This is a genomic window from Caulobacter sp. SRI_014, from assembly GCF_057586315.1.
The window spans coordinates 1-21,024 of the sequence record NZ_JBYCZQ010000009.1; the positions used below are offsets into that span (position 1 = coordinate 1).

The 21,024-nt window shown below is 69.3% G+C and carries 20 protein-coding genes; 1 reads left to right on the top strand and 19 read right to left on the bottom strand.

What is annotated here, in order from left to right:
• Positions 1 to 51: 51 nt before the first annotated feature.
• From AC2YG9_RS17495 to murC, 8 genes are all read right to left on the bottom strand, one after another.
• Positions 52 to 756, bottom strand: coding sequence for a 2OG-Fe(II) oxygenase (locus AC2YG9_RS17495; protein ID WP_487299271.1), 705 nt, complete (start codon positions 754 to 756; stop codon positions 52 to 54).
• Between the two features lie 126 nt (positions 757 to 882).
• Entirely contained in the window at positions 883 to 2,223 is a 1,341-nt protein-coding gene (gene ftsA / locus AC2YG9_RS17500; protein ID WP_487299272.1) for a cell division protein FtsA, read from the bottom strand.
• Positions 2,224 to 2,245: 22 nt separating this feature from the next.
• A complete protein-coding gene (locus tag AC2YG9_RS17505) occupies positions 2,246 to 3,046 on the bottom strand; it encodes a cell division protein FtsQ/DivIB (protein ID WP_487299273.1) in 801 nt (266 codons plus the stop codon).
• A 43-nt stretch (positions 3,047 to 3,089) separates the two neighbouring features.
• Complete coding sequence (locus AC2YG9_RS17510; RefSeq protein ID WP_487299274.1) at positions 3,090 to 4,064, bottom strand: D-alanine--D-alanine ligase; 975 nt, start codon at positions 4,062 to 4,064, stop codon at positions 3,090 to 3,092.
• Positions 4,061 to 5,482, bottom strand: coding sequence for a M28 family peptidase (locus AC2YG9_RS17515; protein WP_487299275.1), 1,422 nt, complete (start codon positions 5,480 to 5,482; stop codon positions 4,061 to 4,063). Before AC2YG9_RS17515 ends, AC2YG9_RS17510 begins: the two co-directional genes overlap by 4 nt.
• A 300-nt stretch (positions 5,483 to 5,782) precedes the next feature.
• Positions 5,783 to 6,676, bottom strand: coding sequence for a UDP-N-acetylmuramate dehydrogenase (murB, locus tag AC2YG9_RS17520; RefSeq protein ID WP_487299276.1), 894 nt, complete (start codon positions 6,674 to 6,676; stop codon positions 5,783 to 5,785).
• Complete coding sequence (locus AC2YG9_RS17525; RefSeq protein ID WP_487299277.1) at positions 6,673 to 6,939, bottom strand: hypothetical protein; 267 nt, start codon at positions 6,937 to 6,939, stop codon at positions 6,673 to 6,675. The genes murB and AC2YG9_RS17525 overlap by 4 nt, the downstream gene beginning before the upstream one ends.
• The gene (gene murC / locus AC2YG9_RS17530; RefSeq protein WP_487299278.1) at positions 6,936 to 8,354 is read right to left on the bottom strand and encodes a UDP-N-acetylmuramate--L-alanine ligase; all 1,419 of its coding nucleotides are present in this window, start codon (positions 8,352 to 8,354) and stop codon (positions 6,936 to 6,938) included. The genes AC2YG9_RS17525 and murC overlap by 4 nt, the downstream gene beginning before the upstream one ends.
• A gap of 127 nt (positions 8,355 to 8,481) precedes the next feature.
• Here murC and AC2YG9_RS17535 point away from each other — a divergent pair, with 127 nt between their 5' ends.
• On the top strand, positions 8,482 to 8,850 hold the full coding sequence (locus tag AC2YG9_RS17535; protein ID WP_487299279.1) for a surface-adhesin E family protein: 369 nt from the start codon (positions 8,482 to 8,484) through the stop codon (positions 8,848 to 8,850).
• Between the two features lie 172 nt (positions 8,851 to 9,022).
• On the opposite strand, the gene AC2YG9_RS17540 is transcribed toward AC2YG9_RS17535, so the two are convergent.
• From AC2YG9_RS17540 to AC2YG9_RS17590, 11 genes are all read right to left on the bottom strand, one after another.
• Positions 9,023 to 9,478 (bottom strand): GNAT family N-acetyltransferase, encoded by a 456-nt coding sequence (locus tag AC2YG9_RS17540; protein ID WP_487299280.1) that lies wholly within the window; start codon positions 9,476 to 9,478, stop codon positions 9,023 to 9,025.
• Positions 9,478 to 10,575, bottom strand: coding sequence for an undecaprenyldiphospho-muramoylpentapeptide beta-N-acetylglucosaminyltransferase (gene murG / locus AC2YG9_RS17545; RefSeq protein ID WP_487299281.1), 1,098 nt, complete (start codon positions 10,573 to 10,575; stop codon positions 9,478 to 9,480). The genes AC2YG9_RS17540 and murG overlap by 1 nt, the downstream gene beginning before the upstream one ends.
• 61 nt (positions 10,576 to 10,636) lie before the next feature.
• On the bottom strand, positions 10,637 to 11,824 hold the full coding sequence (locus tag AC2YG9_RS17550) for a peptidoglycan glycosyltransferase FtsW (protein WP_487299282.1): 1,188 nt from the start codon (positions 11,822 to 11,824) through the stop codon (positions 10,637 to 10,639).
• Entirely contained in the window at positions 11,821 to 13,236 is a 1,416-nt protein-coding gene (gene murD / locus AC2YG9_RS17555) for a UDP-N-acetylmuramoyl-L-alanine--D-glutamate ligase (RefSeq protein WP_487299283.1), read from the bottom strand. The genes AC2YG9_RS17550 and murD overlap by 4 nt, the downstream gene beginning before the upstream one ends.
• Positions 13,237 to 13,251: 15 nt before the next feature.
• Complete coding sequence (gene mraY, locus AC2YG9_RS17560; protein WP_487299284.1) at positions 13,252 to 14,364, bottom strand: phospho-N-acetylmuramoyl-pentapeptide-transferase; 1,113 nt, start codon at positions 14,362 to 14,364, stop codon at positions 13,252 to 13,254.
• Positions 14,364 to 15,746, bottom strand: a complete 1,383-nt coding sequence (locus AC2YG9_RS17565; protein WP_487299285.1) for a UDP-N-acetylmuramoyl-tripeptide--D-alanyl-D-alanine ligase — start codon at positions 15,744 to 15,746, stop codon at positions 14,364 to 14,366. Before AC2YG9_RS17565 ends, mraY begins: the two co-directional genes overlap by 1 nt.
• Positions 15,743 to 17,194: a UDP-N-acetylmuramoyl-L-alanyl-D-glutamate--2,6-diaminopimelate ligase gene (locus AC2YG9_RS17570; protein ID WP_487299286.1), complete on the bottom strand. Its 1,452-nt coding sequence runs from the start codon at positions 17,192 to 17,194 to the stop codon at positions 15,743 to 15,745. The genes AC2YG9_RS17565 and AC2YG9_RS17570 overlap by 4 nt, the downstream gene beginning before the upstream one ends.
• Positions 17,191 to 18,924: a peptidoglycan D,D-transpeptidase FtsI family protein gene (locus AC2YG9_RS17575; RefSeq protein WP_487299287.1), complete on the bottom strand. Its 1,734-nt coding sequence runs from the start codon at positions 18,922 to 18,924 to the stop codon at positions 17,191 to 17,193. Before AC2YG9_RS17575 ends, AC2YG9_RS17570 begins: the two co-directional genes overlap by 4 nt.
• A complete protein-coding gene (gene ftsL / locus AC2YG9_RS17580) occupies positions 18,921 to 19,385 on the bottom strand; it encodes a cell division protein FtsL (protein ID WP_487299288.1) in 465 nt (154 codons plus the stop codon). The genes AC2YG9_RS17575 and ftsL overlap by 4 nt, the downstream gene beginning before the upstream one ends.
• Complete coding sequence (gene rsmH / locus AC2YG9_RS17585) at positions 19,382 to 20,326, bottom strand: 16S rRNA (cytosine(1402)-N(4))-methyltransferase RsmH (RefSeq protein WP_487299289.1); 945 nt, start codon at positions 20,324 to 20,326, stop codon at positions 19,382 to 19,384. Before rsmH ends, ftsL begins: the two co-directional genes overlap by 4 nt.
• Complete coding sequence (locus AC2YG9_RS17590) at positions 20,326 to 20,790, bottom strand: division/cell wall cluster transcriptional repressor MraZ (protein ID WP_487299290.1); 465 nt, start codon at positions 20,788 to 20,790, stop codon at positions 20,326 to 20,328. Before AC2YG9_RS17590 ends, rsmH begins: the two co-directional genes overlap by 1 nt.
• Between the last annotated feature and the right edge of the window lie 234 nt (positions 20,791 to 21,024).

Genomic DNA, 21,024 nt, shown 5'->3' on the forward strand with positions numbered 1-21,024 from the left:
CAGCCTTGAATCAAGCTTCGTCAAATCCGGCAACCCGGTTGAGTACAGGCCCTAGGCCGGGACCTCCGAACGGATCCAGCCGGTGATCGAAATGCGCGGCTCGCCCGCATAGGGGGCGACCAGCGACACGGCGTGGCGCTGGGGCACGCGGAAGATGTTCAGCGCGTTGAAGGCCGGGGTGTAACCCTCGGCCACATGATCCTCGTCGTCGAGGAACATCAGGATGCCGCCCCAGTCAGCGCGCCAACGGGCGGTCAGGTTCAGGACATAGGCGTAGAGGCGGTGCTTGCCCGGCGCGGCGTCGTCATGGGCGGTCAGGAAGTGGCCGGGCAGGTAGCGGGTGGCCATGGCGTCGCAATAGACGATGCGGTCGTCCTGGGTCAGCACGCGCAGGAAGTTGAGGAAGGCCGGGCTGTTGACGAAGCTCTGAACGGCGGCCAGCGCAGGTTCGACGAGGCGGCCGGAGTCGAGGTCCTGTCCGATGCGGACGGTGTCGAACATGTAGCGGAAGGCATCGCGGGCCGTGGCCAGGGCGCGATCTTCGAGGGCGGCGCGTTCGGCAGGATCAAGGGCCAGGTATTCGCCCAACGGGACGTCGAGGTCCGTGCCGTCGTCGCTCTGGCGGATGCTGCGTCGCCAGGCCGAAGAGCCGGCCACGGCGCGACTGAGGGCAATGGCGTCATCGGCCTGGAGGATGCCGGGGATGTGCAGGCGGCCATATTGCCGGAACACCGGCGCGTAGTCGGCTGGTCGCAAATCGGCGTCAAGCCTTAGCCTGGGCGCAACCTCCCCCACCTTCCCACCTGCCTCATTCGCCCCCGCGAACTGGGGTTCACTGGATGGGCGAGCGAGCCCGTGCGGGCAAGTTAAGGATCGGAAAGGTTAGAGGTTGTCGCGCAGCCAGCTCAGGGTCTTGACCAGGCCATTGGCGTTGGGGTCGACCGGAGCGCGAGGCTTCTTGATGGTGGCCAGCAGCTTGGCGTTGACGGCCTCGCGCGGGCCGAAGGCGGCGCGATGCAGGATGCCGGCGGCGGCGCAGAAGGCCGGGCCTGTGACAGCGTCGGCCAGGTGCGGCACCCGGCGCGGACGGCCAAGGCGCACCGGGCGGTCGAAGACGCGGACGGCGACTTCGCGCACACCGGCCAGCTGACTGGCGCCGCCGGTCAGGATGACGCTGGCGCCGGGCTCGATCATGACGCCGGCGTTCTTCAGCCGGTCACGGACCAGTTCGAGGGTTTCCTCGACGCGCGGGGAAATGATGCCCTTGAGCAGGCTGCGCGGGGCGATGACCGGGCCGGCGCCGGGGTCGTCGCCGCGCGGCGGGGCCTCGATCATCTCGCGGTCCTCGTTGGCCGAGGCGATGGCGCTGCCGTGCAGGGTCTTGATGCGCTCGGCGCCGGCGCGGCTGGTGGACAGGCCCCGGGCGATGTCCTGGGTCACATGCTCGCCACCGACGGGCAGGCTATCGATGTGGACGAGGCTGCCGTTGGCGAACACGGCGGCGCTGGTCGAGCCGCCGCCCATGTCGATGCAGACGCAGCCCAGTTCCATCTCGTCCTCTTCGAGGGCCGCCAGGGCCGAGACGAAGGGGGCGGCGACGACGCCCTCGAACTCCAGGTGGGCGCGCTCGACGCAGTGGCTGAGAGTCTGGAAGGTGTTCTCGGCGATGGAGACGACCAGCAGTTCGAGGCCCAGGCTCTTGCCGAACATGGCGCGCGGATCGCGGACGCCCTTCTGGTTGTCGACCTGCCAGGCGATGGGCAGCAGGTGGATCGGCTTGCGGCCCGGCAGGCGGATCTCGGCCAGGGCGGCGGCCAGGGCGCGGGAGCAGTCGTTGTCGCTGATCGGGCGGGCGCCGAGCGAGACGCGGGCGGAGACCCTGCAAGAAGCAAGCTGGCCGCCGGCGGTGGCGATGGTGACACCTTGAACGGCGGCGCCGGCCACGCCCTCGGCGCGTTCGACGGCCAGGGCGATGACTTCGGCGGCGTCGTCCATGCTGGCGATGGCCGCGCCCTTGATCCCCCGGGACTGCACGTAGCCGACGCCGGCGGCGGTCAGGGTCCGGTCAGCCTTGCGGACGCCCTCGGGCTTCATGACGAAGCAGGCGACCTTGCTGGCCCCCAGGTCGACGGCGGCGACCAGCGGGTGGCGGCTGAGGGCCGCCTTCAGCGTGTCCTGAGCCTTGCGGCTCTTGGGTTCGTTGCGCGACGCGGTCTTCAGCACGGACAAAACACCTTAGACATCATCAGACGCCACCATCGATGGGAGCTGAAACCTGAGCCGTCTGACGACGGCGGAAAGCTGGGGCGCCGGGCTCGCGCAGGTCGATGCGCTCGAGGCCCGCCTCGAGGATCGCATCGCGGCGGTCCAGCAGGTCCAGCTCGATCAGGGCGCTCTCCTCGTCGACGGCGGGGAGCAGGATGATCGAGCCGTCCTTCAGATGGATGTCCCAGCGGCGCTCATCGACCCGGACCAGGGCCTCGACGCGGGATTTGAGACGCGGCCGGCTGGCCACCGACTTGAGGATGTCGGCGGCGACGGCTTCGGCCCCCTGCCCCACCACCAGCGGGAGTTGCGGGAAGGCGGCAGGGTCGGCCTCGCGGATGACACGGCCGGCGCCGTCGATGACAACCAGGCGGCCGTTCTTCTGCCAGACGGCCAGGGCGCCGCGTTCCTGCACCTCGACCATCAGGGTGTTGGGCAGCAGGCGAACGACCTTGGCCTTCTCGACCCAGCCGACGTTCTCGACGCCCGCGCGCACCTGGGCGAGGTCGAGACCCAGGATGGCCTGGCCCTTGGCGGGGGCGAGGACGGCGCGGATGGCTTCCTCGCCGGCCGGCGTGGCGCCGGCCACATGGATTTCCTGAACCGTGAAGCCGAGCCCGGTGGTCTGGCCGGCCAAGGCCTGGGTCATCGAATCAGCGAGGTTCTGACCGCGATGGCCAGTGGCCAGCGCCACCACGAGACCCAGAACCAGAATGCCGCCGGCCGCGCCGACCGCGATCTTGGGAGAAAGACCAACGCCGCGCGCCGCGCGCAGCTTCATGGCCGCCTGCCCCCCCTTGGGAGCAGCGGGCCTTGCCTTCGGACTACTGGGGCTTTTGCCCCGAGGGTTGACGCTTTTGCGTCCGCCCCCCCGCACCGCCGCGGGCATACGCGTCCTCCACGATCCAGAACACCAGGTCATCAAACGACACACCCTGGTGTGCCGCCTGCTCCGGTGCGAGGGAGGTGGGCGTCATGCCTGGTTGCGTGTTGACCTCCAACAGAACCAAATCACGCTTAACAGGGTCATAACGAAGATCACTTCGGGTAACTCCGCGACAACCAAGCGCGGCGTGTGCGCGCTCGGCGAGGCGCAAAGCGGCGTCGTAATCGCCCTTGGGCATGCGGGCCGGGATCAGGTGCTGGGAGCCGCCTTCGCCGTATTTAGCCTCGAAATCGTAGAAGCCACTGGTCGGGACGATTTCGGTGACCGCCTGGGCCACCCCGTCCATGACCGCCACGGCCAGCTCAAGGCCGGCGATGAAGGGCTCGACCATCACGTCTTCGCCATGAGTCCAGGATTGGGCCCCGACCTCGGTCGGCGGGCGGTTGGCGCCCTCCATGACGATGAAGACGCCGACCGAACTGCCCTCGGCGTTCGGCTTGACCACATAGGGCGGCGGGATGACGTGATCACGGGCGACGTCGTGGCGGTTGAACAGGCCCCCGCCGGGCACCGTGACGCCGGCCGCGGCCAGCACGGCCTTGGCCTTGGCCTTGTCCATGGCCAGGGCCGAGGCGAGCACGCCGCAGTGGGTGTAGGGGATGGCGAGCGTCTCCAGGATCCCCTGGACACAGCCGTCCTCGCCCCATTCGCCGTGCAGGGCGTTGAAGCAGACATCGGGCTTCAGGTTGGCGAGAACCTGGGCCAGGTCGCGTCCGGCATCGACGCGGGTGACTTTCGCTCCGAGCCGTTCGAGGGCGTCGGCGCAGGCCTTGCCCGAAACCAGGCTGACCTCGCGCTCCGACGATAGCCCGCCGAGCAGGACAGCAACGTGATGACCGGCAAGCTTGCTCATTTGGGGGTCCCGACGGTGCGCAGATCGATGTCGCTGTCGGCGATCAGGTAGAGGATCGACACCCAGACGGCGACGTTCTGCTGCAGCTGGGCGGGGTCGATCTTGTCGAGCGTGTCGTCCGGCGAATGGTGCAGGTCGAAGTAGCGCAGGGCGCTCTGGCTCAGCTGCATGACCGGCACCCCGGCCTTCTGTAGGCCCTCCGTGTCGGAGCCGGCGAAGGCGGCCGGATCGCGGCTGACAATGACCTTCAGAGGGGCCATCAGGGCCGGCAGGTCGGCCATGCGCGGGTCGGCCACAGCGCCCTTGGGCAGGGCGATGCGATAGATGGCGTCGGCGCCGAGGTCGCTTTCGCCGGCGACGATGAAGCTCGCCAGCCTGTCCTTGTGGGTGGCGGCGAAGGCTTCGCTGGAGCCGCCGCGCTCCTCGCTGCCCCACATGACCACGCGGATCGTGCGGGCCGGATGCTTGGGCAGGTCGCCGATCAGCTTGGCGGCGGCCGTGGTGATGCCGATGCCCGAGGCGTCGTCGATGGCGCCGGTGCCGACGTCCCAGCTGTCGAGGTGGCCGCCGATGACGAGGATCTCATCCGGCTTGCTCGAGCCGACGATGTCGCCGGAGATGTTCCAGGCGACATCCTTCTCATCGACGCTCGAGGCCATGTTGAGCTTGATCTTCACCGGCCCCTTGGCGGCCAGGCGCTCGAGCAGCTCGGCGTCCGGCACGCCGATGGCGGCGGCGGGGATCTTCGGCACGCCCTCGGTGTAGGAGGTGCCGCCTGTATGGGGGCTGCGCAGGTCCGAGGTCGAGATCGAGCGGACGAGGTAGGCGATGGCGCCGCGCTTGGCCGCTTCCGAGGGGCCGGCGCGTCGGGCGATGCCGGCGGCGCCGTAGCCCGAGCCGTCCATGGTGCGGACCATGGGCGCGGTGACGACGGCGATCTTGCCCTTCAGCGAGCCTTCCGGGGCGGCCAGCAGGTCGGCGTAGGCCTTGAAGACGACGATCTCGGCTTCGATGCCCTTGGCCGGGGTCGGGACCGAACCGCCGAGACCGATCATGGCGATGGGCCAGTCATAGGGGGCGACGATGGCGGCCGACTCCGGACCGCGGGTCCAGCTCGGCTTGGGGAATTCCTCGACCTTGATGTTGGTGAAGCCCAGCCGCTCGAAGGTCTTCACCGCCCAGTCCTTGGCGCGCTCCATGCCGGGCGAGCCGACCAGCCGCGGGCCGATCTCTGTGGTCAGGGATTCGGTGAGCTGCCAGGCGGTGTCGTCGTTCAGGGCCTTGTCGCGCAGGGCGACGGCCGTTTCGTAGGTCGGCTGGCGCTTGCTGTCCGCGATGGCGCTGGTTTGCGCCGCAGCGGGCAGGCTGTTGGCGAGAAGGGCGAGACCGGCCGTGACGGCGAGGAGCTGTTTGCGCATGCTGGCCGGGTGCGACACCGAGCGCATCGAGTCAAGTGAAGGGTGCGTGCAGCTGGTGACAGAGGGCTGTCAGCAGGGGTCTGGCAAGGTGTCGGCGAAGGAGTTCCCATGCCGCCGCACGCCCTCGACAGACTGCCTCGCCCGCTCTGCGCCGAACTGCTCGGCTGGGAGATACTGGACGCGACAAGCCCTGCCTTGGAGGCGCGACCGCGCCTCCACCCCACCCTGAGAGCCCGGTTTACAGCGGGGTCCTAGGCACAAGGCCTAGGATGACGATAGCGGAGGGGTAGAGGCGATAGCCTAAGGCCGACCGATCCGCTTGATTTCCCAGTCGAGCTGCACGCCCGTCTTGGCCTTCACGTCGGCCCGCACGGCCTCGCCGAGACCTTCGAGATCGGCGGCGGTGGCGTCCTGCGCGTTGATCATGAAATTGCTGTGCAGTTCGGAGAACTTGGCCCCGCCGTGCAGCTTGCCGCGCCAGCCGGCCTCGTCGACCAGTTTCCAGGACGAGTGGCCGGGCGGGTTCTTGAAGGTGGAGCCGCCGGTCTTTTCGCGGATCGGCTGGGTGGTTTCACGGCGGCTGGTGATCTCGGCCATGCGGGCCTTCACCGCCTCCGGATCGTCCTTGCGGCCCTGATAGATGGCCTGGATCCAGATGATGTCCTCGGGGACCTGGCTGTGGCGGTAGGTGTAGCCGAAGTCCTCAAGCTGGAAGACCCGCATCTCGCCCGAGCGGTCGTAGCCCCAGGCGCTGACCAGCACGTCCTTGGTCTCGGCGCCGTAGCAGCCGGCGTTCATGGTCAGGGCCCCGCCGATGGTGCCAGGGATACCGGCGTAGAACTCCAGCCCCGCCAGACCCGCATTGGCGGCGGCGCGAGCGACGGCGGCGTCGAGCGCCCCGGCCCCGGCGATGATCTGGTTGTCTTCCTCGTCGATGGCGATCTCGGCGAAGTGTTTGCCGGCCAGGCGGATGACCACGCCCGGCACGCCGCCATCCCGGACGATGGTGTTGGAGCCGACGCCCAGCACGGTGACAGGCGTCTCGGCCGGCAGCTGCTGCAGGAACTCCGACAGGTCTTCCTCGTCAGCCGGCAGGAAAAGCACCTCCGCTGGGCCGCCGACGCGGAACCAGGTGAAGGGAGCCAGGGCTTCGTCGCGCAGCAGCTTGCCGCGCACTTCGGGGAAGTCGGTCATATCGTGGCCTTACGGGCGGCGGTGTCGGCGTGCCAGAGGATCAGGCGTTCTGCCTCGGCGGGGTCGTAGGTCTCGAACACCGGCGTGCGGCCGGTCTTGTCCCACAGGAACATCTCGAAGCGCAGGGTCGGGGTCTCGATGACGTCGAGCCAGTAGCCGGGCTCGAAGCCCCGGCCCTTGTTGAGCTGCGGCAGGTGTTTGGTCGGGATGCGCCGCCGCCGGCACTCGGCCTCGATGTCGCGCAGGAAGGCGGTGGGGCTCACCCTTTGGCCTCGAGTTGGCCGGGCAGCGCGTAGGCCCAGGAGGTGATGTCGCCGGCCCCCAGGAAGACGACCAGGTCGCCGGATTTGGCTTCCTCGGCGATCATCGCCGGCAGGTCGGCGGGGCTGTTCAGCGGCAGGGCGCGGCGATGGCCGAAACGCTTCATGCCCTCGATCAGATGGTCGCGGTCGACGCCTTCGATGGGTTGCTCACCGGCCGTGTAGACGTCGGCGACGATGACGGTGTCGGCGTCGTTGAAGCAGGCCGAGAACTCATCCATCAGGTCGCGCAGGCGGGTGAAGCGGTGCGGCTGGACGACGGCGATGACCCGGCCGTCGGGGGTGACGGCGCGGGCGGCCTTGAGGACCGAGGAGATTTCCACCGGGTGATGGCCGTAGTCGTCGACGATGCGGATGCCGCCCACGACGCCGGTGGTGGTGAAGCGCCGCTTGACGCCGCCGAAGCCGGTCAGGCCCTTCTTGATGGAGGCGTCATCGACGCCCAGCTCGCGGGCCACGGCGATGGCGGCCAGGGCGTTTGCGACATTGTGGTCGCCGGCCATGGGCAGGTGCAGGCCCTGCAGGATGCGCGGCTCGGCGTCGTGCGGCGAGAAGATAACGTCGAAGTTGGCGCCTTCCGGCCCCATGGTGACGTTGACGCCCCGGACCTCGGCCTGCGGGTTGACGCCGTAGGTGACCAGCCGCCGGTTCTCGACCTTGGCGGCCAGGGCCTGGACCTCGGGGTGGTCGAGGCAGACGGCGGCGAAGCCGTAGAAGGGGATGTTCTCGACGAAGTCCTTGAACGCCTTCCGGGCCGTGTCGAAGTCGCCGTAGTGGTCGAGGTGCTCGGGGTCGATGTTGGTGACGATGGCGCAGGTCGACTTGAGCTTCAGGAAGGTGCCGTCGCTCTCGTCGGCCTCGACGACGATCCACTCGCCCTCGCCGACCTTCGCATTGGTGCCGTAGGCGTTGATGATGCCGCCGTTGACCACCGTCGGATCGAGGCCGCCGGCGTCGAGCAGGGCGGCGACCATCGAGGTGGTGGTGGTCTTGCCGTGGGTGCCGGCCACCCCGATGGAGAACTGCAGCCGCATCAGCTCGGCCAGCATCTCGGCCCGGCGGACCAGCGGCAGGCGGCGCTCGCGGGCGGCGAGGAACTCGGGGTTGTCCGGCTTGACGGCGGTCGAATAGACGACCGCCGAAGCCCCCTCGACCTGGGGCGCGGCATGGCCGATGAAGATGCGGGCGCCGAGCTGTTCCAGGCGCTCGGTATTGGCGCTGGGCTTCATGTCGGAGCCCTGCACGGTATAGCCGATGCGGATCATGATCTCGGCGATGCCGCTCATGCCGATGCCGCCGATACCGATGAAGTGGACGGGACCGAGTTCGAACGGGACGGGGCGGCGACGGGCGATCATGAGACGCGGATTAGAGGATTTGGCGCCGTGGGGGAATGCCCTCGGTTTGGCGGCCTTGCTGGTGGCGGGCGGCGCGGTCGCGGCGGAGGGCCCGACCCTCAGGCCGACGCAGCTGGGGGCGTTCGCTATGTTCACCGATCTGGACAGCGTCGAGCGGACCGGGACGACGGCGAAGTTCCGCGTGCTGCAGGTGACGGAGACCGGCTTCACGGCCGGCGGCGTGGCCTATGTCGGCGGCTGGCGCTGGTTCGAGGTGGACTGCTCAGGCCGGACCGCGCGGGGGCTGGGGTTTGCGAGTGTGAGGGCCGATGGCGTCGAGGGGCCGGTGACCGGCGCCGCTGGCGAGATGGCGAAGATCGCACCGGGCGGGATCGAGGATGAGGCGGCTAAGGTGGTGTGCGACGGCGCCGCGCCGCTGGGGGCGGCGGATGTTGACGGCGTTGATGCGGCCGTCACCGCCGGCAGGCGTTGGATCCCGACGGGCGACGTCGACTAACCTCCCTCCCCGAATGGGGAAGGCAGACGCGCGGTTACGCGCGTCGGGTGGGGAAGTCGGTTCCTTACCTTTGAGAGTATGCGCTGAGACGACAAGCCGGTGGGGCCGGTGACCCACTGCCCCACCCGGCGCGCAACGCGCGCCTGTCCTCCCCATTCGGGGAGGGAGGTTCTCAGGGCCAGCGGTAGAAGACGCGGGTGTAGCCCAGCGTCGGATGCAGGTCGGTGTCGTAGTGGTGGAAGCCGCGCTTTTCGTAGAAGGCGCGGGCGGCGTGGTTGGCTTCGGCGGTGCGGAGCCACATGCCGTCGGGCAGGCGTTGCTTGGCGAGGTCCATCAAAACGCTGCCGAGACCCTGGCCCTTGGCGGCCGGGGCCATGAACAGCTGGTCGAGGCAGTCGTCGTGCGGGCGCAGGGCCATGAAGCCGGCGAGCGCGTCGTCCTGAAGGGCCAGGGTGACCTCCCAGACCGTTGCGCTCTCTTCGAGGATGCGGGCCGCCAGGTCCTCGACCAGCACCACCTCCTCGTTGGCCGTGTTGGTCGAGCGCCAGCTGTCGAGCCACAGCTGGGCCAGAGGCAGGACGAGGGCGCCATGAACGGCCGGGTCGAAGGGGACCAGCCGGACCGTCATCAGCGGTAGGCGGTGCGCTCGACCAGGTCGGCGAGGTCTTCGGCGGCGTCGGGCTTGGCGGCGTCGTGGGCGCCCTTGGCCATGTTGGCGAGCCAGGCGGGGTCCTTGAGCAGGGCCTTCAGGGCGCCGGCCAGGCTGTCGACGGTCAGTTCCTCTTCCAGGCAGACGGCGGCGGCGTTGGCGTCTTCGAGGAGCTTGGCGTTGAAGCGCTGGTGGTTGTCCGTGGCGATCTTCAGCGGCACCAGGATCGACGGCTTGCCGGCCACGGCCAGTTCGCACACCGTCGAAGCCCCTGCCCGGCCGATGACCAGGTGGGCGGCGCCGAGCCGTCCCGCCATGTCCCGGAAGAACGGCGCGACCTCGGCCTTGACCATGGCGTTGAGGTAGGTCGCGCGGGCGATGTCCATCGACTCCTTGCGGGTCTGCTGCTGGACCTCGAGGCGCAGGCGGGTCTCTTCGGGCAGGCGCAGGATGGCTTCCGGCACCAGTTCGCTGAGCAGGCGTGCGCCCTGGCTGCCGCCGGTGACCAGGATGCGGATCGGCTCGCCGTCGGCGGGGGCCGTGTAGGGCGCGTCGTACAGGGCGGCGATCTCGGGACGAACCGGGTTGCCGACGACGCGGGCGCGGGCCTTCACCTTCGCGGTGGCCTTTTCCAGGGTCGGGAAGGCGCAGGCGACCTCGGTGACCCTGGGGGCCAGGAAGCGGTTCACGCGGCCGAGCACGGCGTTCTGTTCGTGGATGACGGTCGGTCGCTTCTGACCGAGCGCGGCCATCAGGCTGGGCAGGGACGGATAGCCGCCGAAGCCGACGACGACGGCCGGGTCCATGCGCTTGAAGGCGGCGCCGGCCTGCATCGTTCCTTGCAGCACGGCCCAGCCGGCCTTGATCATGCCGATGGGGTCGCTGGCCTTGGCGGTGGCGGCGGCCAGGGTCAGGCGCACGTCCGCCGGGAACTTGTCGGCGTACAGGGCGCCGCGCTCGTCGGTGGCCAGCACGATGCGCCAGCCGCGACGGGTCAGGGCCTCGGCCAGGGCCTGGGCCGGGAACATGTGACCCCCGGTGCCTCCGGCGGCGATGACGGCCAGACGGGCGGCCATGGCGGGACCTCTCTAACGGACTCGGCGTGGCCGGGCTTTTGGCATGGATGGGGTGAGAGGGCTACGGGGCGAAGGCCCCGCCCCTGTTGCTCTCCGGCTCGAAGGCCCCCGGGCGGCGGCGGGTGAGGCTCAGCGCCATGCCCATGGTCAGGCCCATGGCCAGCATCGAGGAGCCGCCATAGCTGATGAAGGGCAGGGTCATGCCCTTGGTCGGCGCCAGGTTCAGATTGACCGCCATGTTGATGATCGCCTGCTGGCCGACCAACACGAACAGGGCGGCGGCGGCGATCTGTTCGAAGCTGTCCTGCAGCCGCATCGCCTTGTAGAGGCCGCGCACCATCAGGAAGGCGAAACAGCCGATCAGGGCCAGGGAGAAGACCAGGCCGTACTCCTCGGCGGCGACCGAATAGATGAAGTCGGTCTGCAGGTCGGGGACGCCCTGCTTCATGACGCCCTCGCCCGGGCCGCGCCCGAACAGGCCGCCGTTCGCGATGGCTTGCGCCGCCTTGTCGACCTGGTGGGTGTCGGCGCCCTCGGGGCTGAGGAAGCGGTCCACCCGGCTGCGGGCGTGAGGCAGCAGGACGTAGATCAGACCGAGGCCCCCGGCCGCCGCCCCGCCCATGATCGGGATCCAGCTGATTGGCACCCCGGCCATCCAGAAGGCGGCCCCGAAGGCGATGGTGATCAGGATGGTCTGGCCGACGTCCGGCTGGATGATCAGCAGCACCACGGCGATGAAATAGAGGGCGAAGGCGATGGAGACGCCCGGCACCCCCTGCCCCTTCTGACCCTCCGAGAACATCCAGGCGACCAGCACGATCAGCGCCGGCTTGAGGAATTCCGAGGGCTGGAGGGTGAAGCCGGCGAAGGTCACCCAGCGGGTGGCGCCCTTGGCCTCGTGGCCCAGGAAGGGCAGCAGGGCCATGCAGACGATGGCCCCGATGTAGATGAAGAAGGCCGCCCGCTTCACGCCCCTTGGCGAGAGGATGGAGATGGCCAGGACCAGGCCGCAGGCGCCGAGGCCGAAGACAGCCTGGCGGATGGCGAAGTGCAGCGGGTCGTCCAGGCGCAGGCGGATAGCCGCGGCCGGGCTGGAGGTGAAGCTGAGCAGCACGCCGATAGCGATCAGGATGCCGGTCGCGGCCAGCAGGGCGTGATCGACGGTCCACCACCAGTTGGCCAGAGCCCCGCGGTTGGCGCGGGACACCAGGTGCTGGTTGTTGCTGGTCGGGAACTCGGCGGTGGTCATGCGCGGGCCTCGCGGGCGGCGGGCTGCTGGAGCGCCAGGACGGCGGCGCGGAACGCCTCGCCCCGGGCCTCGAAGTCGGCGTACTGGTCGAAGGAGGCAGTGGCCGGCGAGAGGAGGACGATGGTGTCCTCGTCGAGCCGGGCGGCGTCGGCGAAGGCCGCGGCCACGGCGGCTTCCATCGTGCCGCAGCGGACGGACACGGCCTTGCCCTTGAGGGTGGCGGCGAACGCCTCCTCGGCCTCGCCGATCAGATAGGCCTTGTCGACGCGCGGGAAGAGGTCGGCCAGAGCTTCGATGCCGCCATCCTTGGCGCGGCCGCCGGCGATCCAGAAGACGCGTGGATAGCTGGACAGCGCCTGGCGGGCGGCGTCGGCGTTGGTCGCCTTGCTGTCGTTGACGAAGCGGACGTTGCCGATCCTGGCCACCGTTTCCATGCGGTGGGCCAGGCCCGGGAAGGTCATCAGGCCGTTGGCGGCGTCGTCGCTGGAGACGCCCAGCGCCAGGCAGGCCGCGTAGGCAGCGGCCGCGTTCTGCCAATTGTGCTTGCCGGGCAGCGATCGGGCCATGGTCAGGTCGGCGACCTCCAGGGTGCGCTCGCCGGTAGCGTCGTAGAGGACGCCGGACAGGACGTAGACGCCCCGGCCCATGGCCTTGCCGGCGCTGATCGGCCGGATGGTGCGGCGGTTGGCGGCGGTGATCTCGGTGCAGATGCGCTGGCACCAGGGATCATCGACGCCGATGACCGCGGTGTCGCCCTTGCCCTGGTTGAGCAGGATCCGCTTCTTGGCGGTGACATAGCCCTCCATGCCGCCATGGCGGTCCAGGTGGTCGGGCGACAGGTTGAGCAGGACCGAGGCGTCGGCCTTGAGGCTGGTGGTCAGGTCGAGCTGGTAGCTTGAGAGTTCCAGCACATAGACCGCGCCGCCGTGCATGTCGGGCAGGCCCAGGACGCCGAAGCCGATGTTGCCGCCGATACGGGCGTCGCGGCCGGCGCTGCGCAGGATGTGGCCGATCAGGGCGGTGGTCGTCGACTTTCCGTTGGTGCCGGTGATGGCGACGATCTTCGGCCGCTTGTGGGCCGGCGCGGCGTTGACCGCCCGGGCGAAGAGCTCGATGTCGCCCAGCACCTCGACGCCGTTGGCCTGGGCCCGGGTCACCGTCCAGTGCGGCACGGGGTGAGTGAGCGGCACGCCCGGCGACAGCATGAGGGAGGCGAACTCGGACCAGTCGGCCTGTTCCAGATCGACCAGCGGCAGGCCTTCAGCCTCGGCGGCCTCGCGGCCCTTGGGGTTCTCGTCCCACAGCGCGACGTTGGCCCCGCCGGCGATGAGGGCGCGCGCGGCCGACAGACCGGTCCGGCCTAGGCCGAACACGGCGACGGTGCGCCCTTCAAAGCCGGGAACCGGAATCATCTGCGCGGCGTCCCCCTACCTGAGTTTCAAGGTTGCGAGGCCGATGAAGGCCAGGATGATGGCGACGATCCAGAAGCGGATGACGACGGTGCTTTCCGCCCAGCCCAGCTTCTCGAAATGGTGGTGAATCGGCGCCATCAGGAAGATGCGTTTGCCGGTCCGCTTGAAGTAGACGACCTGGATCATCACCGACAGGGCCTCGACCACGAACAGGCCGCCGATGATGCCCAGCACGATCTCATGCTTGGCGGCCACGGCCACGGCGCTGATCGAACCGCCGAGGGCCAGCGAGCCGGTGTCGCCCATGAAGATCTTGGCCGGCGGGGCGTTGTACCAGAGGAAGCCCATGCCGGCGCCGATGATGCTCATGCAGAAGACGGCGAGCTCGCCGGAACCGGGCACGAACGGCACCTGCAGATAGCCGGCGAACACCGCGTTGCCGACCAGGTAGGCGATAACCCCGAAGGCCGCGGCGGCGATCATCACCGGCACGATGGCCAGGCCGTCGAGGCCGTCGGTGAGATTCACCGCATTGGACGCCCCGACGATGATGAAGGCGCCGAAGACCAGATAGAACCAGCCCAGGTCGATGATCAGGTTCTTGAACACCGGGAAGGCGACCGAGGTGGTCAGGTTTGGCGCCTCGTTGGGGGCCTGGGCCCAGAGGATCAGGGCCAGCACAGCGGCGACCGCGACCACCGTCTGAATCAGCAGCTTCATGCGGCTGGAGACCCCGGCCGTCGTCTGCTTGGTCACCTTGCGATAGTCATCGAGGAAGCCCAGCAGGCCGTAGGCGCCGGTGACGAAGATCACCACCCAAACCTTGATGCTGGTCAGATCGGCCCACAGCAGGGTGCCGACCATCATCCCGGCCAGGATCATGAAGCCGCCCATGGTCGGGGTGCCGGCCTTCTCAAGCACATGGCGCTCGATGCCCTCGGCCCGGATCGGCTGACCCTTGCCCTGCTTGGCCTTCATCCAGCGGATGAAGCGGCTGCCCATGGCGACGGCGACGATAAAGGCCGTGGCCCAGGCCATGCCGGCCCGGAAGGTCTGGTACTGGAAGAGGTTGAGCAGGGGGAATTTCACGTCCGCCGCCGTCAGCCACTGATAGAGCAGGTACAGCATCAGGCGTCACCCCCGGCATTGCCCAGCGCGGCCAGGGCGGCGGCGATGACGCCGGCGCGCGAGCCGTTGGAGCCTTTGACCATCACCACATCGCCAGGCTCTATGGCCTGTGCGATCAGCGGCGCGAGTTCGGCCGCTGACTCCGCGTAGCCGCCCCGGCGAGTCGCCGGAAGGGCCTCCCAGAGCGATTTCATCAGCGGACCGGCGACGAAGACCTGGTCGATTCCCGCCGCATCGATTGGCCCGGCAAGGGATGCGTGCATGGCCGGGCCCTCGGGGCCGAGTTCCAGCATGTCCGTCAACGCGACGATGCGCCGCCCCGAGACCTTGCGGGCCCCCAGGGTGCGGAAGCCGGCGATCATCGAGATCGGGTTGGCGTTGTAGGACTCGTCGATCAGGGTGAAGGGCGCGCCCGGCCTGGCGACTTCCTTTTCCGCGCCGCGGCCGGCCAGCGGCTCGAAGGCGGCCAGGGCGGCGAGCGCCGTGGGACGGTCGACGTCCATGGCTTCGAGCATCAGCAGGGTGCAGAGGCTGTTGAGGCCCCAGTGATGGCCGGTCTGCAGCAGGTTGTAGCGCAGGGCCCGACCGTGGAGCGTGGCCGAAACGGTCGCCTGAACGCCATCGACGTCGAAGCCCGTGAGGCGAGCGTCGCAGCCTTCGCCGCTACCGAAGGCGAGGACCCTGGCCCCGGCGGCGCGGGCGCGGTCGCTCAGCAGATCGAACCACCTGTTGTCGGCATTGAGGACGGCGACGCCGCCCGGCTCGATGCCGTCGAAGATTTCGGCCTTGGCCAGGGCAACGCCGGCCTCGCCGTCGGGAAAGTTCTCGATGTGCACCGGGCCGACGGTGGTGATGGCCACGGCGTGGGGGCGGACGAACTTCGACAGCGGGGTGATTTCATCGGCGTGGTTCATGCCGATCTCGAATACGGCGCGCTCAGTCGCCTTCGGCATACGGGCCAGGGTCAGGGGCACGCCGATGTGGTTGTTGTAGCTCTTCACCGAGTTGTGGCTCGGGCCGGCCAGGGTCAGGCCCGCCGCGATGGCCTGGGTGACGCTGGTCTTGCCGACCGAACCGGTGACGGCGCAGCGGCGGGCCGACGAACGGTCGCGGGCGGCCATGCCGAGCAGTTCCAGAGCCTTGAGGGTATCGGCGACCTGCACCGAGGGGCCATCGACCGGCTTGGAGGCCAGGAGACCGGCGGCGCCGTCGGCGAGCGCCTTGGCGGCGAACTCATGGCCATCGCGCACCCCGGCCAGGGCGACGAAGAGGTCGCCGGCGTCGATGGAGCGGCTGTCGATGGAGACGCCACCCACCGCGAAATCGGCGGTGGCTGTCCCGCCCGTGGCGGCGGCAATCTCGGCGGCGGTCCAGAGGCTCATCGGGCCGCCTCCAGCGCCGCGGCCGTCTCGGCGACGTCGTCGAAGGGGTGGTTCACGCCGGCGACCAACTGGCCCTGCTCGTGGCCCTTGCCGGCCACGGCCAGGACGTCGCCGTCTTCCAGCAGGGCGGCGCCGGCGCGGATGGCTTCGCGGCGGTCGCCGATCTCGCGGGCGCCGGGGGCGGCGGCGAGGATGGCGGCGCGGATGCTGGCCGGGTCTTCGGAGCGGGGGTTGTCGTCGGTGACGATGGCGACGTCGGCGAGGCGAGCGGCGATCTCTCCCATCAGGGGACGCTTGCCGGCGTCGCGGTCGCCGCCGGCCCCGAACACGGCGATCAGCTTGCCGCGCACGTGCGGGCGCAGGGCTTTCAGCAGGGTCTCGAGGCCGTCGGGGGTGTGGGCGTAGTCGACATAGGCCTCGCCGCCGCGCGGGCCTGTGCCGACCCGCTGCATACGGCCGGGGGCGCCGTCGAGCTGTTCGAGGGCGGCGAAGACCGCGGTCGGCGCTTCGCCGGCGGCGATGCAGAGGCCGGCCGCGACCAGGGCGTTGTCGGCCTGGAAGCCGCCCGCGAGGGGCAGGCGGACGATGTGGTGGGCGCCCTTGTGCTCGATGGTCAGGGTCTGGCCGTCGGGGGTCAGGATACGGTCGAGCAGCTTGATCCCCTGCCCCGCCTCACCGGTCGAGATCAGGGTGTGGCCGTGGGTGACGGCGGCGGCCGCGAAGACGTCATACTGGTCGCTGTCGGCGTTGAGCACGGCGGTGGACCCGGTCGGCAGCAGGGTTTCGAACAGCCGCAGCTTGGCGGCCCGGTAGGCGCCCATGGTGCCGTGGTAGTCGAGGTGATCCTGCGTGAAATTGGTGAAGCCGGCGGCGGTCAGGGTCACGCCATCGAGGCGCCGCTGGTCGATGCCGTGCGAGCTGGCCTCCAGCGCCACATGGGTGACGCCCATGTCGGCCATCCTGGCCATCAGCTCGGCGACGTCGGCGGCGTCGGGGGTGGTCAGGCCGGGCGGGGTGAGGACGACATCGTCCTTGCCCGGAGCCGAGACGACAACACCCAGAGTGCCCATGCTGCCGGCGGTACGGCCGAGCGTGCGGAACATCTGGCGGCAGAAGGCGGCGATGGAGGTCTTGCCGTTGGTGCCGGTGATGGCGACGCAAGTGGCCGGCTGGCTCCCCCAGAACTTCGCGGCGGCCAGGCCGTAGGCCCGTCGGATGTCCTTGGCGTGGACGACCGGAACGCCGACGTCAGCCACATCCTCCGGCGCCAGCACGGCGGCGGCGCCCAGCTCGATGGCCTTGGCGATGAAGGTCCGGCCGTCGGCCTTGCTGCCCGGCAGGGCTGCGAACAGGAAGCCCGGCTCCACCTTGCGGCTGTCGGCGGTGACGCCGGTGATTTCGACGTCACGCTCGACCGCTTGACCAACGATGGCGCTCAGCAGCGTCACAGATTGGGTCTCCCATGGACGGCGGCGATGTCGAACTGCGGCCGCTGCATCTGGCGCTGGACGCCCAGGAACCGGGCGCTGCGGTCAATGACGCGGCCGACCGCCGGAGCGGCGACAAGGCCGCCGGTGCGGGCCCCGCCGGTCGGCTCGTCCAGCAGGATCAGCACGAAGTAGCGAGGGGCTTCCAGTGGGCCGTCTGTCGGGAAGACGGCGGCGAAGGAGGCAACCTGTTTGGTGCTGCTGTAGGCGCGGATGGAGGGGTCGTACTTCTCGCCGGTGCCGGTCTTGCCGCCGACCGACAGGCCGAGCGCATCGGCGCGGCGGCCGGTGCCCTGGACGACGTTGCCGCGCATGATGCGCAGCATGGCCCGGCTGGTGTCCTCGGAGAACACGCGCGGCCCCTGCGGACGATAGTCCGCCGGTTTCTTGAGGATGGTGACGGGTACGAAGGTTCCGCCGTTCAGCAGGGTTCCCATGGCCTGGGCCATCGCCAGCGGGGTGACGTTGATTCCATGCCCGAAGGACACACTGGCCAGGGCGTCGTCGTTCCAGGTCTTCGGGACCAGCGGGGTGGCGGTCTCGAACAGCTCCAGCTTAGGCCGACGGGTCAGGCCCATGGCGTCGTAATAGTGCTTCAGCCGATCCACGCCGATGCCCAGCGCCAGCTTGGCGGTGCCGATGTTGGAACTGTGGTTGAAGACTTCGCCGAGCGTCAGGATGCGGTTGGTGCCGTGGAAGTCATGGATGGTGCGGTAGCCCATCTTCAGCGGCGTGCGGGCGTCGAAGGTCGAGTCCATCGAGGCCACCCCGGTGTCGAGGCCGGCGGCGACGGTGAAGGTCTTGAACGTCGACCCCATCTCGTAAAGCTGGGCCGAGGCGCGGTTCTTGCGCTGGTTCTCGTCGAACTTGCCGAAGCGGTTGGGGTCGAACTCCGGCAGCGAGGCCATGGCGATGACTTCGCCGGTGTGGACGTTGGTGACGATGCCGACGGCGTTGAGCGGATGGAATTCCTCGACGGCGGCGGCCAGTTCCTCTTCCAGGGCGGCCTGGACGCGGACGTCGATGGAGAGGGCGACGGGCTCGCCGCTGACATAGCCGGCGCGCATCTCGTTCATCAGGCCGCGCTCGGCGCCCTGCAGCCCTTGGCCGCCGGGATCGGAGAATCCGACCAGGTGGGCGGCCAGCGGGCCCATCGGATAGACCCGGCGCGGGCTTTCCTCGAAGCTGACGCCCGGCAGGCCGAGGTCGTGGATGCTGGCGCGGACCTCGGGAGTCAGACCTTCCACCAGGACCCGGCGCTTGCCCTTGTTCATGACGTCGTTGAACTTCGACGGCTTCAGGCCCGGCACGCGGGCCAGCAGTTCCTTGCGGGTCTCCCGGCGGTTCCAGACGTCGGCCGGATCGAGGAACAGGCTGTAGTGGGTCAGGTTGGCGGCCAGCAGCTGGCCGTTGCGGTCGACCATGTCGGCCTTGGCGTTCAGCGGCAGGGAGGCGATCGAGCCCTTTTTACCCGCGTCGCTGAACACGGCGGCGAAGATGGCCCCGCCGCCGATCAGGCCGAACAGAACGGCAAAAAAGGCCAGCACCACCAGGATGCGGACCCGCGCGTCGTCCTCCGGCCGGCCGGAAGCCTTGGCTCGCTCGAAGGCGTGCTCGATGCGCCAGAGCCAGTCGATGGCCCAGCGCACCGGGCGCGGATAGCGGTGAGGGGTCAGACCGTCCAGGCTCATTGACCGGTCTCCGCGGGGCTGGCGACAGCGGGGACGCCCACCTCGGCCGCGACCGGCGCCGGCGCCGGCGCCGCGGCGGCGTCGATGCCGGGGATTTCCTCGGGCTGGACTTCCGGAGCTGTGGGGGTGGCGATCGGGGTCGGCGGGGCATAGCCGGCGGCGATGGCCGGCAGGCTGTTGATGTCGCCCTCGCGGGTGGCGGCCAGCGGCGCCATGCCGAGCAGCTGCTTGGACAGGCGCTGCAGGCGTTCGGGCTGTTCGAGGTGGGCGACCTCGGCCTTCAGCAGGCGGATGCGCTTGTTCTCCTCGCCAATGAAGCGTTCGGTGCGGGCAATGTCGCGCACCTCTCGGCCGGCGTAGGCCTTGGCCAGCAGCACCGTCACCGCCGTCGCCGCCAGCACGGCGCAGAAGACGACGTTGATGGTGCGGAAACCGCGGGTTCGGTGGTCGAGCAGGCTCATGCGGCGGCGCTCCACACAGGGGCGGCGGTGCGGACCGCGGCCCGCAGCTTGGCGGACCGGGACCGGGGATTGACGGCCGACTCGGCGTCGGAGGCCTGCTTGGCGCCGTTGTGGATCAGCTCGAACGAAGCCGGCGCGCCGGCCTTGACCGGCGGGGCGTGGCGCGAGCCGCCCGGGGTCTTGCCCGCCCGTTCGGCCAGGAAGGCCTTGACGATGCGGTCTTCCAGCGAATGGAAGGTGACGACGGCGAGACGGCCGCCGGTCTTCAAAACGCGCTCGGCGGCCAGCAGTCCGGCTTCGAGTTCGCTGAGTTCTTCGTTGACCGCGATGCGCAGGGCCTGGAACGACTTGGTGGCCGGATGGGTCTTGGCGCCGCGTCGGCCGCCGAGCGCCTTTTCGATAACCTCGGCCAGGTCGAGGGTGCGGGTGAAGGGCGTCTCGTCCCGTCGGCGCAGGATGAAGCTGGCCACCCGGCGACTCTCGCGCTCTTCACCGTAGACGTAGAAGATGCGGGCCAGTTCGGCGTGTTCGAGGGTGTTGACCAGATCGGCGGCGGTCGGACCGTCCGCGCCCATGCGCATGTCCAGCGGGCCATCGCGCATGAAGGAGAAGCCACGGTCGGCTTCGTCCAGCTGCATTGAGGAAACGCCGAGGTCGAGGGCGACGCCGTCGACGCTGCCGTCGCCGAGCTGATCGGCCATCGACGAGAAACGCGCGTCGATCAGGCGGAAGCGGCCGGTCGCCTCCAGCGGGGCGGCGAACTTGCGGGCGCTGGGGTCACGGTCGAAGGCGACGACAGAGGCGCCAGTGTCGAGGATGGCCTTGCTGTAGCCGCCGGCCCCGAAGGTGCCGTCGATGACGGTCTGGCCAGGGCCCGCGCGCAGGGCGGCCAGCACCTCGGGCAGCATGACCGAGATGTGGGGCTGCTCGGCGTTGCTCATCAGGGCTGCCCCAGCTTCGCGGTGCGCTGGGCGGCGCGCAGGGCGGCAAGCCCCTCGCGAGCCCCCTCGCGGGCGGCCGATCGGCGGGCCTGGAAGGCGTCGCGCGGCCAGATCTGGAACCGCTCGCCCAGACCGACCAGCACCACCCAGTCGGTCAGTCCGAACTGGTCGCAAAGCTGCGGCGGCAGGGTGATCCGCCCGGCGTCGTCGAAGCTCATCCTGGCCAGGCCGCCGTTGATGGAGAATTCGAGGTCGGAGCGCAGCGGGTCGCCGAAGGGCAGCTCGTCGATCACCGACTGGTAACGGTCGAACAGGCTTTTGCCGCCACCCTCGATGCAGTCGAACTCGATGGAGGGAAAGCAGAAGACGCCGTCGAACAGACCCGAGAGCGCGGCGCGGAACTCCATCGGCACCACCAGGCGCCGCTTCGCGTCCAACTGTTTCTCGAACGTCGAGAAGAACACCGCGTCCCTGCCCTTCGGAATAACCCGCCTCTCGGTCGCCGCACAGCCCCGCGCCGAGTGTGTTTGGGTTAACATGGGACGAATTGGGCGGCAATGGGACGGAATGCCTCAACGCAAGATTCAGTGTGGATTCAAGGGTATTTTTCCTTGGTTTGGTTAATGAAATTGAACGATCAACAGAACATACATGGAACGCGTTAAGTAATACGGGGATAACACTGGCGCGCCCGTCTC